We start from the raw sequence: 16,955 nt of genomic DNA on the forward strand, positions 1-16,955 counted from the left end.
GGTGCCTAGCGCCGGATTTTTTATTTTAGTTAAAGCTAAATTAACGATATGCAATGAATTGGGAGCAAGCGCCAATTTATTTCCTTTGTTTTACATTAGTTTTTACTTATATAAATAAAGTTCAGGGATAGTGACTATGGCAAACTACAGTTGGATTCAACGATTACTTATTGTTCCCCCTCTCGTGTTGGGTGGTATTGTTCTCTTAGTCGCACCTAGTATGAAAGCTGAACCACCAAAAACCGAACAAGCGGGCGGTTCAAAAGTTGTACGAGTGATGAAGGTCAAACCTCTCGCCATTCAACCTAGCGCCATAGGCTATGGCTATACCCAGCCAGCTCAAGAGTGGCAAGCTCAGGCAGAAGTAGAAGGTCGAGTGATCTGGGTGTCAGACAACTTTAAAAATGGGGCTTTCGTTGCTAAAGGAGAGCCGTTGCTAAAGCTTGACGACTCTGCCTATCAACTTGCCATCACCAAACTCAATGCAGAGTTAGATGTCTCCAAACTTAAATATCAAACCATAGGCGTGAGCTATTCGATTGCCGAGCAAGATTACAAACTGCAAAAAGAAGAGTATGAACGTAGCGAACGCTTAGCCAAAACCGGTCATCTTTCTCAAACTGAAAAAGACAAAGCCAAACGCGATCTGCTCAGTAAACAGCAGCTACTACAAAATCTGAAAAATGAACAAGCAATCACGGTTGCAGAGCAAGAAGTCTTGAATGCGGAGCTAGAGATTGCGATGCGCGATCTTAGTCATACCGAAGTCAAAGCCCCTTACGATATTCGAATTACCGCAACCAATATTGATGTCGAAGAGTATGTAAATAAAGGTCAAGCCCTACTCCAGTCAGATGGAATGGAAGCAGTCGAAGTGCTTGCCCAGTATTCGATTGGCAAAATGAGACCATTACGTCGCGCAACTCAGGCAGAGAGTTTCGACAATTCTCTTCATAGCGATTTGCAAGCTACCGTCACTCTTACCACAGGAGATAAACAAGTTAACTGGCAAGGGCTGGTTGACCGAAGCGGCGGTTTGGTCGACGCCCAAACTCAAAGCCAAACACTGATTATTCGTGTTGACGAGCCTTATCAACAAGCGCAGCCGGGCAAAAAGCCGCCTTTGATTCGCGATACCTTTGTCAAAGTCACGCTAAAAGCACCGCAAATGGAAAATCAGCTTATTGTGCCTATTAATGCGATTCATAGCGGTAATGTCTATGTGGTTAAAGACAACCAGCTCGCGATTCAACCTGTTGAAATCGATTTTACTCAGGGTCAAATAGCAGTTTTGAAATCTGGCGTCAGCGAAGGAGACATGGTGGTGGTAAGTCAGCTACAACCAGCGGTAGAAGGCATGAAACTCAAAGCGCAGCCAGATAAAGCCATGGTTCAGTGGGTTAGCCAGCAAGCAGCAGGAGGTGAATGATGATCGCCTATTTTGCTCAGCACAAAACGGCTGCCAACGTTTTGATGATTGCGATTCTGTTAGTAGGGATTTATGCCCTACCTAAAATGCAAAAAGACACGTTTCCTTTAGCGCCAACCACCAATATCGAAGTGAAGGTGAGCTATCCGGGCGCATCACCCAAAGAAGTGGCGGATGAAATATGTATCCCTCTTCAGGACGCGCTAGATAAAATAAACGGCATTCACGAATTTACTTGTGATGCGCGAGAAAATGTCGCCATCGGAAATGTGGAAATTAACCGTAATGAGAATATCGATATTCTCACCAGCGAAGTTCAGCAACAGGTCAATGCGATTAGTGATTTCCCCGATCGCGCAGAGCGCCCAACCGTGACTAAACTTGACCGTGTCGCTTCCGTCGTTAGCGTCGCGATTACCGGCCCCATGTCTGATCAAGATCTCTACTGGTACGCGAACAAGATTAAGCAGAACTTGAAAGCGAACCCAGATATCGCACAAGTGACTATCAGTGGGTTTTCGGCTCAGGAAATTGAAGTCTCCATTGCGAGTGAAACTTTACAGCAATACGGCTTGAGCATCTCTGATTTGGCAAACCGAATCCAGCAAGAGAACGTCAGCATTCCAGCAGGCACAATGAGAAGTGATCTGTCTGAATCAAGCATCCGTTTTGACCAACTTGCTAAACATGTCGACGACATCGGTGCTTTGATGATTAACAGCACCACTCAACTGCGTTTAAGAGACATCGCAACCATAGAGCAAAAGTTTGCCCTTGAAGAAGATAAGATTCTGTTTAACGGACAAAGAGCGGCGTTGCTGCAAATCTCCAAGAACCAAAATCAGGATACGCTTAAAGTGCGTGAAGTTGTTGAGCGTCTTATCGACAAAGAACGCGCATTGGCTCCACAAGGTGTTGAACTCACCATTACACAAGATGTGAGCGTCAATATTAAAGAACGTCTGCGTATTCTAGGCAGCAACGGTGTTCAAGGTTTGATCCTTGCGTTCTTAGCGTTATGGGCATTCTTCAATATCCGCTTTAGCTTCTGGGTAACAGTCGGTCTTCCCGTCTCTTTTCTCGGCACACTGTTTATCATGCTGATACTCAGTTATACCATCAACATGATGACCATGGTTGGTCTGATTGTAGCCATCGGTATATTAATGGATGACTCATTGATCATTGCTGAAAACATAGCGGCGAAACGTGAAGCGGGGCTTCCTGCGATTCAAGCTGCAATAGAAGGTACCAAACAAGTGCTGCCGGGTGTGATTGCCTCTTTCGCAACCACAATCATGGTAGTCGGTCCATTGATGTTTTTAACTGGTAACCTCGGTGACATACTCCGTTATATCCCGATTGTTCTGATGATGACGCTTATAGTGAGCCTATTCGAAGCGATGTTTATTCTGCCTTCTCATCTGGCTCATCATCCTGATATCTCTAACAGCAATGCCATTCGCAATAAAATAACCGCTGGGTTTGAGTTCGTTCGCGACAAAGGCTTTGTTCCCCTTTCCGTGATCGCAATGCGCGCACCTTATTTGAGTATTGGTATTTTGCTGTTTATCGTCGCAGCGACCACCGCCACCTTCCCTGCCGGTCTGCTCAAGTTCAAAGCCATGCCAACCCTTGAAAGTGATACGCTTCAAGCAAGAATATTGCTTGACCAAGGTAGCTTGTTATCACAAACAGAAAGTGTCGTCAGCAAAGTTGAAAACGCCCTAAAAGAGATGGATACAGAGTATCAAGAGAAGTTTGGTGAGCCATTGGTCAACAGTATTACGGTTATGTATAACACCAATATTGATGCCTTTGATTCTGGTCCGCATATGGCTACGGTAAGTGCGGACTTGCTTCCCGCTCAGTTTCGTCAAGAAAGCATCAAAGACCTTATTCAAAGTTGGAAAAGCAAAGTTGGCCCAACCGCAGATGTCATCGCACTCAAGTTTACAGACAAAGAACGGGGCGTTGCGGGTATTGGAATTGATATCCGAGTTCAGGGAAACGACCCACAAGAACTCTATGCCGTGAATTTAGCTTTGATGAAATGGCTCAAACAGTTCGACGGTGTATTCAATCTTTCTTCCGATTTGCGATATGGACGAGATGACATCCAAGTCGCGCTCAAAGATCAAGCGGGCGTGCTAGGTGTGACAGCCGCACAAGTAGCTCAAACGCTGAGAAATGCCGTGAAAGGCAACAATGACCTTACTGTGTTCCAAGACGGAGAAATCGTTGATATACGGGTTCGTCAAAGTGATTTTCTTCATCAAGCAACCATAGAAGAACTGAATGATCTGCTTATTACCGCCAATAATGGCAAGCTGATCCCATTGATGGCTGTCGCTGATTTAACTCAGACTAAGGCCTTCTCGCGGCTTAACTTGGTCAATGGTATTCCGACGGCTACAGTTCAAGGCAATATCAACACCCAAGTCGCCAACGCACGCGAAATCATGCTGCAGTTTTATAAAGACTTTGTGCCTAAAATGGCGCAGAAATACCCAGAAGTCAGTTTCGCTTCTCAAGGACAAGATAAAGAGAGTGCAGACACAGGCTCATCGCTACTCACCTATTTTGCTCTCGGCATTATTGGCGTCTATTTGATCTTGGTCTTTCTGTTTAAAAGCTTTGTTCAGCCGTTTGCAGTGCTGCTTGCCATTCCAATGGCTTGGATTGGCGTCGTATGGGGACACTTAGGTTTAGGCATTGATCTCACTATCCCAAGTCTGGTTGGTTTTGCCACTCTCGCGGGGATTGTGGTCAACGACAATATATTGTTGGTCACCTTCGTGAAAGACAAAGTGGCAGAAGGTCAGGAGCTACGCCAAGCATGTAAGCTAGCCATCCATGACCGATTCAGAGCCATTGTGATCACCTCACTCACTACCTTTGCTGGCTTATTGCCTTTGCTGACGGAAACCAGTACTCAGGCGCAATTCTTAATACCGCTGATTGCCAGCATTGCCTTTGGTCTGGTGAGTGCCACATTACTTGCTGCCGTAGTAGTCTCTTGTGTGCTGCTCATTTTGAATGACATTAACCCCAAACTTTGTGGCAGTGACTTAGCATTAGAAAACGCAGAGCACGCGTAATAGCGTGCTCTGGAAAAGTTTTTAGTTCTTTGAAAAACATAAAGGTACTTTGGAAAACTTTATGTTCTTTGAAAAACCTAGAAAACTAAATCGTGCTTAGAAAAACGAGCATGATTGGCGTCAGTATCATGGATATAAAGTAACTGGTGATCCAACTGGTGTTTGCTACTTCTTTGTCCAAATCATAAAGTACTGCGGGTAAGGTGCCCATAAATGCTGTGGGCATCACTGCCAAAATCAAACACACTTTCGCAACCAAATGGTCTTCAATTCCCCATAGGTTGAACAGTGAAAGTAAAATTGAAACTAAAACCACCGCAACCGCTGAGCGGGCAATCGTCGCAGTCAATGCCACTTTTTGCCAACGCTTACCGCCTTTCAAATTGAAAGTTAAACCCACTGAGGCAATCAGCAAAAATGTACCTACAGGGATCGTCCAATGACTTACAGATAAAAGAAATTCTGGTCGAGGAACGCCTGAAACATTGAGCAATAAACCTAACGAAATCGCAGACATTGCAATAAGGAAGATAGGATCTTTCCACACCTGTTTATTCTGCGTAGATTTAAGGGCTTCATCTTGCGATTTGGATTTTGCGTATGGGAACACTAAACCGAAATAGGTCAACTCTTCGAACAGTTTAAACAGCGCCATCATAGCGACACCGTTTTCACCGAAGGTAATAAAGAGAACAAGGTTACCCAGAGCGCCAATGTTATACAGCGCAGTAACAGGCACAAGCGCACCAGTTTGTACCGGTGTTAAGTTATTCTTTCTTGCAACAAGAATCCCCACCAATGTACCCGCACCAATAACGGCAGCACCAATCAAAGGTAGGTATAGCAACTCAGTGCGAATGTTGCTGAGCTGCCATAAAGAGACAAATACACTAAATGGAATCAACGCCATCAGCGCTATTTTGGTTAATACCAAACTGACAAGAGAGGAGCGCTGTTTAAGATAGCGTTGAAAAAACAATCCCAGCACAAAACCACTGATGATAATGCTGAAAGTAAAGACAAATGGGTTCACGAAGATAGACCTTACATCCGATGTATAGACTGGTTAAGTTATCTCAACTTAACTCCGCCATTACAATGCTTTTGATCAGTTATTTTATATTTAAAACTTTTCATTCATATGTAATGGGCAACAAAGGTAATCAGATTTAGCGGTACTGCGATGGTGTCTTTTTGGTAAATCGTTTGAATTTAGTGCTGAAATAGTTACTGTCTTTGTAGCCTACTTCAAACGCAATGTCAGTGATCGACTTGTCCGTGCTTTGGAGCAAATCCATCGCATTATTAATGCGCACACGGTGCACATAGTTGTTAAAGGACAGATTGGTCACTTGCTTTATTTTTCGGCTCAATGAACGAGAAGAGATCTTAAATTTGTCCGAAATCTCGTTGATACAGACATCTTCGCTGTAGTTTCTTTGCAACCAGTCAATAACTTTAAGAATGATATTGTCGTTCACATCATTGGATTGCGACGTCAAACGCCCACGGGAAATTTCAACCACTAGATGTTGAAACAACACTTCCATCATCAGACGCGATTCCACCGAATTCGAGCGAGACTCGTGATCCAATTGCTGCAATATTTGCTCAACTTTGGACATGGTCTGGTTAGTGATAAACCAGCTCTTCGAATCGGAAGTTTCGTTCGGCAAGAAGTTCTTCAAAATCGGACTGTATGAGAGACGATTTTTCTTAAAAAGAATATTGGTTAGATGCAGGTTCTCTACCTGCTCATACATATGACGATCGCTAGGTGTGATGTAGCAAATGTAGTTTTGCGCCAAGTTGGTCGGCGTATCATTCAGGATATGCTGCCCTGCTCCCTTAGTCACAATGATCAATTCGTGAAAATCATGGGAGTGTTCAGGAAAATCAGGTTGAGGTGCGCGGGTCTCAGTACAGACTGCAGAATCAGAGTGTTTGAAAAACTCTTCGCCACTAAGTTGAAACATCGTTTTACCTCCACTGAACACCAAGTTCATATTGCGATCACACCCATAGTAGTGCAATGGACAGATATAAAATGTGTGATTTCGGTGCAATCACCCCGACACAAGTGTGGGATAAGTCACACATTAAAAAAGCCCCATTAGAACAATGGGGCAAACTTTCACTACCAAATTAAACGGGGGGAATTAATACCTAAATTATAAATAGGTACGTAGGTATTCAGACAAACATAGAATTGCCATAGACTGACCATAAGGCATTGATGTCAATGGAATTGTACGGTAGTAATCCAAGTCCTGCCCCATCGCAGTACCGAACGAAACATTCACTAGCTCGCCGGATTCATTGATGTAATCAGTGATTAACGCATCCACTGCTTTGTAAGCCATTTCTGCGTATTTTGGATCGATATAGCGCTTACGTACCGCTTTCAAAATGCCGTATGCGAAACCAGCGGTTGCGGATGCTTCAACATATGAAGATTCATCATCCAACAGTGTGCACCACAAGCCGTTAGCTTGTTGGTATTTCGCAAGGACCTCAATTTGACGCTCTAGGATGTGAACCAAGTGACGACGGAATGCATCGTGCTCTGGTAGATCTAAAAGCTCAAGGAAATCAGGAATAACAATCGTTACCCAGCTGTTACCGCGAGCCCAACGAGCGTTCGCAAAGTTGTGGTTACCATCGAATGTCCAACCATGGAACCATGCACCTGTTTCGCGATCTGTTAAGTATTGAATGTGCGTTAGGAACTGGTATTTCGCTTCTTCAATGTATTCAGGGCGGTTCAACAACAAACCAATCTTAGTTAGCGGCATCACACTCATCATCAGTGTGTCATCCCACATTTGCTCGTGGTTTTCGCTGTTATAAACAATGTGCTGAATACCGCCGCTCTTAGTTTTTGGCATTTGGTACATTACGTAATCAGCCCATGTTTCTAAGTAAGGAACTAGAGATTGGTCTTTAGTTTCTTCATAGCGGTAAGCCAACGTTAAAAACGGACATACCGTGTTCACGTTTTTAGTTGCTTGCTCTTCAGAGAAACGGTCTTCAAACCACTCATCAATGATGTTAACTACACTCTGATCATTGGTTTGTTGGTAGTACTTGTACATACCGTAAAGGCCAATACCGTGCGTCCATTCCCAGCCAGCCCAGCCTTTAGTATCGATAGTACGACCATCATCAAGGTGAAGAAGGAACTCACCGGTTTCATCGTGAATGTTGATGAGGTTATTGATTAGGCTTTCAATTTTATCGACCACAACGTTGCGTGGGTGTGTGCGTTCTACGCGACGAAGCAAAGCGCTATGTTTTACAGGAAAGATTTTCATAATAATAAGAGTCCTTAAATTCGATTACATAACACCAAGTAGTCTTGGTAAAAATAAAGTCAGTTCTGGGATATAAGTAATTAATAACAATACAAAAATAATAGCGATATAGAACGGAATCAGCGGTTTAATCACATCTTCCACCTTCACTTGCCCTACACTCGCCCCCACGTAAAGACCACTGCCTACAGGTGGAGTTATCGTACCAATCGCTAAGTTGAATACGATTAAGATGCCGAAGTGTACTGGGTCCACACCAATTTTCTGAACGATAGGTAGAAGAATTGGAGTAAAAATCAGAATTGCAGGGCCGATATCCATGAAGGCACCAACAATCAAGATAAACAGCGTGATAACTAACATAATGACGGCAGGGCTATCAGATATACCAAGAATCAACTTGCTCAGTGCCGCTGGAATACCTGTCATCGACATCGCAAATGACATAGCTGATGACGTTGCCAGTAGGAACATAATCACACCAGTCATAACAAATGTCTGAATGATGATTTTTGGCATGTCACGTACTGAGATTGTTTTGTAGAGAATAAGCGTCAAGTACGCGGTGTACACAACCGCAATGGCTGATGCTTCAATCGCCGTGAAAATACCTTTAACGATACCGCCCACGATAATCACTACCAGTAGCAAACTTGGCAGAGCTTCGCGAGTCACTTTTAACGCCATGCCTTTTTGCAGCGTAAAGAAGTTGGTGTAGTTGTTACGCTTAGCGACGATGTAGGTAATAACCATACAGCCTACGCCCCACAAGCTACCCGCGACCAAACCACCAGCAAACAGTGCCGCAATGGATGTACCGCCACTCGCCAGCGCATAAAGAATGAATGCCGTCGTTGGTGGAATCAACATACCCGTCGGTGCCGATGCAATGTTTACCGCGGAAGCGAAACTGCGGTTGTAACCTTCTTTCGCACTCATTGGGATCATCACGCCGCCGATAGAGGTCGACGCTGCTATCGCAGAACCCGAAACCGCGCCGAAAAGCATATTGCCCGCGATGTTAGTGTAAGAAAGTGAGCCTGGAATTCGTCCAGTAAACAGCTTGGCGAAGTTCACCAAACGGGTCGCTATGCCACCATTATTCATTATCACACCTGAGAGAACGAAAAACGGTACAGCAAGCAGTGCAAAGCTATCTAAACTTGAAAACATTTTCTGAGCGGTTGTGAACATCGCAATGTCAAATGGCAGCACCAACATGACTGTTGCGCCTGATGCGATAACGATACACAAACCAATTGGGGTACCTAACACCAGTAAAAGTACGAACACCCCGATCATGATACTGGCAGCAGTAATTGGATCAGTCATACTGTTTATCTCCTACTAAAGAACCTTTCTCGTTGTCACTGGCTTTAACCGGTTGCGCTTTAAACAGATCAACGATGTTCATTACGCTGTAGACAATAATGAGCACGCCTGACAGAGGCAGTGCGTAGTAAACCTTGCCCATGGACAGTTGTAGAACTGGGGAAACTTGCATCATGGCGTTGCTTGAAACCTTCCAGCCACCAATGATCATGATGTAGATGGCAAAAAGGATGAATACGACCTGGATTAACATATTCCAGTATTTCACTAAGTTTTTAGGAAACTTATCTAAGAACAGTGTGAGGGCGATGTGTTCTGATTTACCGGCTACATAAGCCAAGCCAATCACAGACAACCATACTAACGAAAATCGAAGTAGCTCTTCAGAGAAGGTACTCGGGTCGTTAAAAACATAGCGGCTAATTACCTGCCAGCAAGCCACCAATACCATCATCGTCGTTACCGCGCAGGCAAACACTTCAATGGTTCTATCAAGCCACTTTCTTATAATTTTCATGGGAACCTCGACCAATCAATCGAGATAGAAGCCCGAGGGCTTCTATCCTTTGTTACTACTATTTTGCTTGTTCAACTTTATTGATTTGCTCATACAGTGCGTACACTTGAGGTTTGCCTTTCAGCTTTTCATAAATTGGTTGAACTGCAGCTTTGAACGGTGCTTGGTCGATATCAAAGAACTCAACACCGAACTCTTTCTTCGCTAGCTCTTGAGTCTTAACCATCTCTTCTTTCCATAGTTTCTTCTCAAGTTCGATTGACTCATCGATTGCTTCTTGAAGTGCGGTTAGTTGATCTGGTGTTAGCTTGCTCTTAGTTACGTTACTCATGATCACTACGTCTGGAATGCGAGTGTGCATGTCGTAGCTGTAGAATTTCGCGACTTCACCGTGACGCGCGATAGTGATAGCGAATTCATTGTTTTCTGCACCATCAAGAATGCCTTGTTGAAGTGAGGTATACACTTCTGCTTGGCTCATTGCGATTGGAGAAGCACCTAAAAGCTTCATAGTTTCAATCGACGTTTCGCTCTGCATTACACGGATTTTCTTACCTTTAAGGTCAGCAAGAGTTTTCACAGGGCCTTTGCTCATGTAGAAGCTACGCGCACCTGAATCGTACCAACCCACACCAGCAAAACCTTGAGCTTCTGTTGATTGGTATACCGTTTTCATGATGTCTTTGTTATCCATCACGCGGTAGAAGCTGTCTTGGTTTTCGAAAAGGTAAGGTAGTGAGAAAACACCGTAAAGTGGAGAGAAGCTCTCAAGTAGACCAGAAGAGACTTTAGTCATATCGATTGCGCCAACTTGAGTCATTTCAACCAACTCGCGTTCGCCACCTAGTTGACTATCAGGGAAGTATTGAATCGTTACTTCACCATTAGTTTTTTTAGCCACTGCTTCACCGATGTACTGAAGTGCATCTTTTACAGGCTGACTGTTGTCTGCGTATGCCATTTTTAGCACGGTTGCAGCGTGTGCACCGAATGGTAGCAACATAGCAGAAGCGAGCAGCGCTTTAGTAATCGGGTTGTAGAGTCGGGACATAATATCCTCCAAATTGATTGTTATGCTTGTTATTGGTTTATCGATAACACTGTTTGGCAGCGTTGTTATTTGTTGGGTCTATCATGGCGCTTTCAAAAAAGAGCCACCTTTGAAATTTCGCCACCTTTAATTTTTGACCGTCTAATTCGTCATACCCTCAAGGTGAAGGGTCACACTTTTGGTTTTTATTTAAGTCGGGTGGTTTATCAATTTGAGAATCGGTACGACAGGCAATAGTTAAGCGGGTTTATCTAGAGAACATCAGCAATTTCGTGCCACATGCTCACTATTTATTACGGTGGATATAAACAAAGGAAGCGTAAAAACGAAGAAAAACAAAGGGAGCCTAAAGCTCCCTTTCAACTACGGTATTAGCACTTAAAAGTGCACCAACTTACATTGTTGTTTTTATTTACGGTTATTCTTTACTTACTGCTGCTTTGCAGTATTGAGCTGAGCAACAGCATTGCGGATAGCTTTAACCATTACATTAACGCCAACCATCACCATTACGCTTGCCGCCAGTGAACCAAGGCAAAATTCGCTCACTGCGCCAATCGCTTCTGCGCCTTGTACTAAGCCATGACAAGCGCTGAACGCTGCAATACTGATCATAGAAAGCCACTTAATTGCCCCTGTTTTACGGTAGGAATACAAAGCAACAGGCAACGCAATCAAAGAGCCAGCAACCAGCGATTCCACCATTGATGCATTCGACCATTCAACGCCAACAAAGAATCCGGCCATTAACGCGGCAGCAAAACAAGCAATAATTTGCGCCGATTTTTTGTAGCTATAGCTTGCCGCAAAAAAACCAATCAAGACCAGCGCAGCAAGATGATCAATGCCCGTTAACGGGTGCAAAAATCCTTCAGAGAAACTCGCGTGCATTGCGTGCCCAGTGTGAGCAAAGCTTGGTGAACTTGCAGCCAGCGGAGCGGCGGCAGAGATGATTTTGCTAAGAGATAGTTTCATTTAAAATTTCCTTTTCTTACAACAGCCCGTTAATACGGCTCTATTAGATCTGTTCAGTTACGACGACATTCACGTCACGCTCGGCTAACATGCCTTGCTGAACGATAAAATCGATGACTGTTTTCAAACCGTCACCACGAATTAAGTTAGTAAAAACAAACGGTTTATCTCCGCGCATTTTCTTCGCATCTCGGTCCATTACTTCAAGTGATGCGTTAACCATCGGCGCGAGATCGGTTTTGTTGATAATCAGAAGATCTGATTTAGTGATGCCCGGCCCACCTTTACGTGGAATTTTGTCGCCCGCACAAACGTCAATCACGTACAGCGTCAAATCAGAGAGTTCTGGGCTGAAGGTCGCGCTCAAGTTGTCACCGCCACTTTCTACCAATACCAACTCCAAGCCCGGATGGCGATGTTGCAACTCATCGATAGCAGCGAGATTCATAGAAGCATCTTCGCGAATTGCAGTATGGGGACAACCACCGGTTTCAACCCCCATAATGCGGTCAATATCCAGCGCCTCATGACGCATCAGAAATTCAGCATCTTCCTTGGTGTAAATATCATTCGTTACCACCGCAAGATTGTAGTGTTCACGCATTGCCGAACATAACTGACGTAACAACGCTGTTTTACCGGAGCCTACCGGGCCACCGACGCCTACTCGTAAACATTGTGTGCTCATATTTAACTCCTAAATAATCTTGAATATTGAGTCTCATGCCATGCACTCACCATGGCAAAATTGGGTAATGTCAGTCCGATGTTGTCGTCACTGACGGATAAACCTGTTTCGATCGCCTGTTCAATTACGGGCATCATTTCGATTAATACTTTCTGCGCAGAGGTCTGTCCTAGCGGAACGGTTTTGCACGCCACCGTGACCTGATTTTCTAGCCAAGACCAGAGCCACCCCGTCGCTGCGACTTCGAGTGGCACGTTAAAGTGCACACAAGCTTTGGCGTATAGAGGCAGGTAACTCATGCTGCGCGCTTTACTGTCTAGCTCAACGTTTAAACTGGCCAATAACCGATGAAGAGTTTGCCCAAGTTTCTGCTCCTCCATCACCAGCTCTGCGGTTTCACGGTTAGCCAGTAACACCTGCTGCCAATATTCGATTTGGTTTACATCGTTGAGTTGCCATGCCTGATAAAAGCGCTTTAATAGCGGTAGTTCCAAATTTGCCTGCCCGCTTCTCAACAGCGGCGACAGCCATGCCTTTAAGCTCGCTTCATCCTTCACCCATTGCAGTTCCACCGCACCTTCCAAGCCTTGGCTATAGGCAAACGCACCTATTGGCAGACTCGGGCTACTTAAATGCAGCAAAGATAACAACGCTGAAATCTGCATTAGTGATGGTGCTCCCCATGGCTTTTGTTGTGCGATTCAGTGTGCAAATGATTATGGGAATGACCATGAGAATGGCTGTGTCCATGTGAATCGCTATGTCCATGAGAATGACCGTGGTCGTGATCGTGCGACTGATGATCATGTGAATATTGGTCATGTGAATGGTCATGCTCATGCCCGTGATGATGACCTTTACCACTGCCATGATAAGCGCCATTTTCTGGCGTGAATTCTGCCAATTGGGCTTCACAGACCAGCCCCATCATTTCTACCATTTCTTGCAGTACATGGTCGGGTTGGAATCGCAGCCAACACTGACCTATCGCCATAGGCACATGACGGTTACCCATGTGGTAACACGCCTTAGCAAAGGTTTCCCAATCATCGGTTTTCGCTGTCACAACGGCTTCTTTTTCCGCAACCACAATCAATACTTGTCCACACTCGGTGTGCAGATAGTCACCGTGTTTAAGCACATCTCCACGCGGTAAAAACACACCTACATCCAAACCAGATTGACTCATTGTTCTGAATCGACCTTTCTGACGCAGTGCAAATGGCAAAATCACCTTATCCAACACTGCTCCATGGAAATGGTCGGAACGTCCTACAACTTTCAACATACAACTCTCCTTAGTTCGGTTTCTCAGAACAACGAATAACGCTGTGCCAGAGGCAGTTCCGTTGCTGGGTCGCAAGTTAACAGCTGTCCATCCGCTTTCACTTCATAGGTTTGCGGATCGACACTGATCACCGGCATGTAGTCGTTATGAATCATGTCGTTCTTGGTTACGTTACGACTGTTAAAACACGCAGCTAACTCACGTTTCAGTCCTAGCGTTTGCTGCAAGCCGTTCTCCATTGCCGCTTTGCTGGTGAAAGTTACTGACGTTGCAGCGCCCGCAGTGCCAAATCCGCCGAACATATAGCGATAATGCACAGGTTGAGGTGTTGGAATGGATGCGTTCGCATCTCCCATTGGTGCAGCAGCAATAAAACCGCCTTTAATGATTAACGCTGGTTTAACGCCAAAGAAAGCCGGTTTCCAAAGTACGATATCCGCCAACTTACCCACTTCAAGCGAACCCACAACATGAGAGATGCCATGCGCGATAGCTGGGTTAATGGTGTATTTGGCGATGTAACGCTTGGCGCGGAAGTTATCCGCCTGACGCTCTTCATCTTCTGGCAGTAAGCCGCGCTGCACTTTCATCTTGTGAGCGGTTTGCCAAGTACGACAAATCACCTCACCCACTCGCCCCATTGCCTGTGAGTCAGAAGCAATCATCGAAAAAGCGCCTAAGTCATGCAGAATATCTTCTGCCGCAATAGTCTCTTTACGGATACGAGAATCAGCAAACGCCACATCTTCAGGAATATTGGGATCAAGGTGGTGGCACACCATCAACATGTCGAGGTGTTCATCCACTGTGTTTACTGTGTAAGGACGAGTCGGGTTGGTCGAAGATGGAAGCACATTCGGCTGACCACAAGCGACGATAATATCCGGAGCATGACCACCACCAGCACCTTCCGTATGGTAGGTGTGAATCGTACGACCTTTGAATGCCGCAAGGGTATCTTCCACAAAGCCCGATTCATTTAATGTGTCGGTATGAATAGCGACCTGAACGTCGTACTTTTCAGCCACTGCCAAGCAGTTATCAATCGAAGCCGGTGTCGTTCCCCAGTCTTCATGCAGTTTTAAGCCACACGCACCCGCTTCAAGTTGTTCTTCTAACGCTTGCGGCAAACTGGCGTTACCTTTACCAAGGAAGCCAAAGTTCATCGGCATTAAGTCTGTACTGCGCAGCATCTGAGCGAGGTTCCAAGCGCCCGGTGTACAGGTAGTGGCGTTAGTCCCCGTTGCAGGACCTGTCCCACCGCCCAACATAGTCGTTGTGCCTGACATCAGCGCTTCTTCGATTTGCTGCGGACAGATAAAGTGAATGTGCGCGTCAATCGCACCTGCTGTCACAATATGACCTTCGCCAGCAATCACTTCTGTGCTGGCACCGATATGAATAGTCACGTTCGGCTGAATATCTGAGTTACCCGCTTTGCCGATTGCGTGGATCTTGCCATCTTTAATGCCGATATCGGCTTTAACAATGCCCCAGTGATCAAGGATCAGAGCATTAGTGATCACGCAGTCCACCACTTCGTCGCGGCATTTCTGACCTTGTCCCATGCCATCGCGAATCACCTTACCGCCGCCGAATTTCACTTCGTCGCCATAAGTCGTAAAATCTTTTTCAACCTGAATCCACAGCTCAGTGTCCGCTAAACGAACTTTGTCACCGGTTGTTGGCCCGTACATATCGGCATACGCAGCCCTAGATATCTCTGCCATTTTTATTTCCTATTCCTTGAAATCAGACCTTACCCATCACTTCTGCGCGGAAACCGTACACTTCTCTCGCGCCATCTAACTCAACCAGTTCTACGTTGCGAGTTTGTCCCGGTTCAAAACGAACAGCCGTTCCCGCAGCAATGTTCAAACGCATTCCTTTGGTTTTCTCACGCTCAAAATCGAGTGCTGGGTTGGTTTCAAAAAAATGATAATGGCTGCCTACCTGCACAGGTCGATCACCGTGATTCACCACTGAAATACTCAAGGTTTTACGCCCCGCGTTGAGTTCAATGGGTGCAGATTGCAGTTGGTATTCTCCAGGCTTCATAACGCCTCCTACTGAATCGGGTTATGAACGGTGACCAGTTTAGTCCCGTCAGGAAAGGTGGCTTCAACCTGCACTTCTTCTAAAAGCTCTGCAATGCCATCCATAACTTCGCTTTTGCTTAATAAAGTACGTCCTTCACTCATTAACTGAGCCACAGTTTTACCTTCTCGCGCTCCTTCCATAATGGCTGCGGAGATATAAGCACTGGCTTCTGGATAGTTGAGCTTGATACCTTTAGCCAATCGGCGCTCAGCCAATAACGCCGCAGTAAACAGCAGCAGTTTATCCTTGTCTCTTGGTGATAATTCCATATCGTCCCTCTGAAAAATGGTTTAAATCAGGTGTTCCAAATCCTTGGTGGACATGGATCGATGCCCATCAATAGCGGTCGCAGAAGTTGCCAACATCCACGTAATTGTTGTTGTGCCTGTTCACTGCAATCGCCCAAATAGCGAACCACTATTACCCCTAGGCGATGGGTAACGCTCAGTGTGGTTTGTTTTGAATCTAGGGAATGTCTTAATGCAGTAACCGCAGAATCTGCATCATCAATACCAAACACCACCAAAGTTCCAGAAACCAGATGATGGTTGAAACCACTCATTGCGGTGAGAAGCGGATCGTCCGCAGACAGAAATTGGCGCTCAAGCAGAATCGGCTTATCTTCCAAATAGACCGCCAAACGCTGTTCAACACTGCCGCTAACAAATGGCAGATGACTTTTCGGCCGACCTAAACAGAACACGTCAATGCCGACGAATTTCGCCTCGCCATACAAGTTCACTCGTGTAGAAAGTTTGCCGTGCGCACCGTCAAACACGATGGTTTCCATAGGCATCCATTCACAACGAGCACTGTGCACATCAATATGAACCTGCTGACGCTGTGCGCCGCCTTGGCTGTCAGCTCGATAGATTTTTCCCGCAGAAGGTGTGGTGATCAGCGCGTGGCTGTCTTGCGCACATTCCACCTGAATGCTTAAGTCATCGCCAGAAACCAACCCACCCGGCGGATGCAGCAAATAAACATGGCAAACCTCCTGCTCTGGGTAGAATGGACGCTGTACACGCAGTGGCCCTTGAAACGCCATTTGGTGCATTCGAGTCTTCTCGCCATCAAAATCAAAACCCAGCGAGAGAAACGCTGGCCAGTGGCGCTCGGTTTGACTAATGAGATCGAACTTAGACATAAGATTCATAGTG

16 protein-coding genes are annotated in these 16,955 nt (G+C 45.5%); 2 read left to right on the top strand and 14 right to left on the bottom strand.

The features are described 5' to 3' along the window. Positions 1-136 precede the first annotated feature (136 nt). Both ACOSVQ_RS09855 and ACOSVQ_RS09860 read left to right on the top strand, forming a co-directional pair. Positions 137-1,429 (top strand): efflux RND transporter periplasmic adaptor subunit, encoded by a 1,293-nt coding sequence (locus ACOSVQ_RS09855; RefSeq protein ID WP_491982412.1) that lies wholly within the window; start codon positions 137-139, stop codon positions 1,427-1,429. Beyond that, positions 1,426-4,530, top strand: a complete 3,105-nt coding sequence (locus ACOSVQ_RS09860) for an efflux RND transporter permease subunit (protein ID WP_491982413.1) — start codon at positions 1,426-1,428, stop codon at positions 4,528-4,530. The genes ACOSVQ_RS09855 and ACOSVQ_RS09860 overlap by 4 nt, the downstream gene beginning before the upstream one ends. Positions 4,531-4,615: 85 nt before the next feature. Here the strand turns inward: ACOSVQ_RS09860 and ACOSVQ_RS09865 are convergent, their stop codons facing one another. The 14 genes from ACOSVQ_RS09865 to ACOSVQ_RS09930 form a co-directional block, all read right to left on the bottom strand. Continuing rightward, positions 4,616-5,563 (bottom strand): AEC family transporter, encoded by a 948-nt coding sequence (locus ACOSVQ_RS09865; RefSeq protein WP_491982414.1) that lies wholly within the window; start codon positions 5,561-5,563, stop codon positions 4,616-4,618. Positions 5,564-5,699: 136 nt separating this feature from the next. After that, positions 5,700-6,506 carry a helix-turn-helix domain-containing protein gene (locus ACOSVQ_RS09870; RefSeq protein ID WP_491982415.1) on the bottom strand — a complete coding sequence of 269 codons (807 nt, stop codon included), beginning with the start codon at positions 6,504-6,506 and terminating at the stop codon, positions 5,700-5,702. 195 nt (positions 6,507-6,701) lie between these two features. Beyond that, the gene (gene bglB / locus ACOSVQ_RS09875; protein WP_020328035.1) at positions 6,702-7,844 is read right to left on the bottom strand and encodes a beta-galactosidase BglB; all 1,143 of its coding nucleotides are present in this window, start codon (positions 7,842-7,844) and stop codon (positions 6,702-6,704) included. A 24-nt stretch (positions 7,845-7,868) separates the two neighbouring features. Continuing rightward, a complete protein-coding gene (locus ACOSVQ_RS09880) occupies positions 7,869-9,176 on the bottom strand; it encodes a TRAP transporter large permease (RefSeq protein ID WP_165312637.1) in 1,308 nt (435 codons plus the stop codon). Continuing rightward, positions 9,169-9,693, bottom strand: coding sequence for a TRAP transporter small permease (locus ACOSVQ_RS09885; protein ID WP_491982416.1), 525 nt, complete (start codon positions 9,691-9,693; stop codon positions 9,169-9,171). The genes ACOSVQ_RS09880 and ACOSVQ_RS09885 overlap by 8 nt, the downstream gene beginning before the upstream one ends. Before the next feature lie 58 nt (positions 9,694-9,751). After that, positions 9,752-10,744 carry a TRAP transporter substrate-binding protein gene (locus ACOSVQ_RS09890; RefSeq protein ID WP_171137108.1) on the bottom strand — a complete coding sequence of 331 codons (993 nt, stop codon included), beginning with the start codon at positions 10,742-10,744 and terminating at the stop codon, positions 9,752-9,754. A gap of 429 nt (positions 10,745-11,173) precedes the next feature. Beyond that, on the bottom strand, positions 11,174-11,719 hold the full coding sequence (locus tag ACOSVQ_RS09895; RefSeq protein ID WP_491982417.1) for a HupE/UreJ family protein: 546 nt from the start codon (positions 11,717-11,719) through the stop codon (positions 11,174-11,176). Positions 11,720-11,762: 43 nt separating this feature from the next. After that, a complete protein-coding gene (gene ureG / locus ACOSVQ_RS09900; protein WP_171138583.1) occupies positions 11,763-12,407 on the bottom strand; it encodes an urease accessory protein UreG in 645 nt (214 codons plus the stop codon). A 2-nt stretch (positions 12,408-12,409) separates the two neighbouring features. Further along, positions 12,410-13,072: an urease accessory protein UreF gene (locus ACOSVQ_RS09905; RefSeq protein WP_042483048.1), complete on the bottom strand. Its 663-nt coding sequence runs from the start codon at positions 13,070-13,072 to the stop codon at positions 12,410-12,412. Then, positions 13,072-13,695, bottom strand: a complete 624-nt coding sequence (ureE, locus tag ACOSVQ_RS09910) for an urease accessory protein UreE (RefSeq protein WP_491982418.1) — start codon at positions 13,693-13,695, stop codon at positions 13,072-13,074. The genes ACOSVQ_RS09905 and ureE overlap by 1 nt, the downstream gene beginning before the upstream one ends. A gap of 23 nt (positions 13,696-13,718) precedes the next feature. Next, the gene (ureC, locus tag ACOSVQ_RS09915; RefSeq protein WP_491982419.1) at positions 13,719-15,425 is read right to left on the bottom strand and encodes an urease subunit alpha; all 1,707 of its coding nucleotides are present in this window, start codon (positions 15,423-15,425) and stop codon (positions 13,719-13,721) included. A gap of 22 nt (positions 15,426-15,447) precedes the next feature. Next, positions 15,448-15,753, bottom strand: a complete 306-nt coding sequence (locus tag ACOSVQ_RS09920) for an urease subunit beta (RefSeq protein WP_042483041.1) — start codon at positions 15,751-15,753, stop codon at positions 15,448-15,450. 8 nt (positions 15,754-15,761) lie between these two features. Then, the gene (ureA, locus tag ACOSVQ_RS09925; RefSeq protein ID WP_102942237.1) at positions 15,762-16,064 is read right to left on the bottom strand and encodes an urease subunit gamma; all 303 of its coding nucleotides are present in this window, start codon (positions 16,062-16,064) and stop codon (positions 15,762-15,764) included. A gap of 26 nt (positions 16,065-16,090) precedes the next feature. Beyond that, positions 16,091-16,951 carry an urease accessory protein UreD gene (locus ACOSVQ_RS09930; protein WP_491982420.1) on the bottom strand — a complete coding sequence of 287 codons (861 nt, stop codon included), beginning with the start codon at positions 16,949-16,951 and terminating at the stop codon, positions 16,091-16,093. Between the last annotated feature and the right edge of the window lie 4 nt (positions 16,952-16,955).

It is taken from the genome of Vibrio sp. HM8-C (assembly GCF_058630515.1).

What these genes read in the sequence shown, in the direction of transcription:
- bglB (WP_020328035.1), bottom strand. Translation starts at nt 7,844, where the DNA reads ATGAAAATCTTTCCTGTAAAACATAGCGCTTTGCTTCGTCGCGTAGAA.
- ACOSVQ_RS09905 (WP_042483048.1), bottom strand. Translation starts at nt 13,072, where the DNA reads ATGCAGATTTCAGCGTTGTTATCTTTGCTGCATTTAAGTAGCCCGAGT.
- ACOSVQ_RS09890 (WP_171137108.1), bottom strand. Translation starts at nt 10,744, where the DNA reads ATGTCCCGACTCTACAACCCGATTACTAAAGCGCTGCTCGCTTCTGCT.
- ureE (WP_491982418.1), bottom strand. Translation starts at nt 13,695, where the DNA reads ATGTTGAAAGTTGTAGGACGTTCCGACCATTTCCATGGAGCAGTGTTG.
- ureC (WP_491982419.1), bottom strand. Translation starts at nt 15,425, where the DNA reads ATGGCAGAGATATCTAGGGCTGCGTATGCCGATATGTACGGGCCAACA.
- ACOSVQ_RS09870 (WP_491982415.1), bottom strand. Translation starts at nt 6,506, where the DNA reads ATGTTTCAACTTAGTGGCGAAGAGTTTTTCAAACACTCTGATTCTGCA.
- ureG (WP_171138583.1), bottom strand. Translation starts at nt 12,407, where the DNA reads ATGAGCACACAATGTTTACGAGTAGGCGTCGGTGGCCCGGTAGGCTCC.
- ACOSVQ_RS09895 (WP_491982417.1), bottom strand. Translation starts at nt 11,719, where the DNA reads ATGAAACTATCTCTTAGCAAAATCATCTCTGCCGCCGCTCCGCTGGCT.
- ACOSVQ_RS09920 (WP_042483041.1), bottom strand. Translation starts at nt 15,753, where the DNA reads ATGAAGCCTGGAGAATACCAACTGCAATCTGCACCCATTGAACTCAAC.
- ACOSVQ_RS09880 (WP_165312637.1), bottom strand. Translation starts at nt 9,176, where the DNA reads ATGACTGATCCAATTACTGCTGCCAGTATCATGATCGGGGTGTTCGTA.
- ACOSVQ_RS09885 (WP_491982416.1), bottom strand. Translation starts at nt 9,693, where the DNA reads ATGAAAATTATAAGAAAGTGGCTTGATAGAACCATTGAAGTGTTTGCC.
- ureA (WP_102942237.1), bottom strand. Translation starts at nt 16,064, where the DNA reads ATGGAATTATCACCAAGAGACAAGGATAAACTGCTGCTGTTTACTGCG.
- ACOSVQ_RS09860 (WP_491982413.1), top strand. Translation starts at nt 1,426, where the DNA reads ATGATGATCGCCTATTTTGCTCAGCACAAAACGGCTGCCAACGTTTTG.
- ACOSVQ_RS09855 (WP_491982412.1), top strand. Translation starts at nt 137, where the DNA reads ATGGCAAACTACAGTTGGATTCAACGATTACTTATTGTTCCCCCTCTC.
- ACOSVQ_RS09930 (WP_491982420.1), bottom strand. Translation starts at nt 16,951, where the DNA reads ATGAATCTTATGTCTAAGTTCGATCTCATTAGTCAAACCGAGCGCCAC.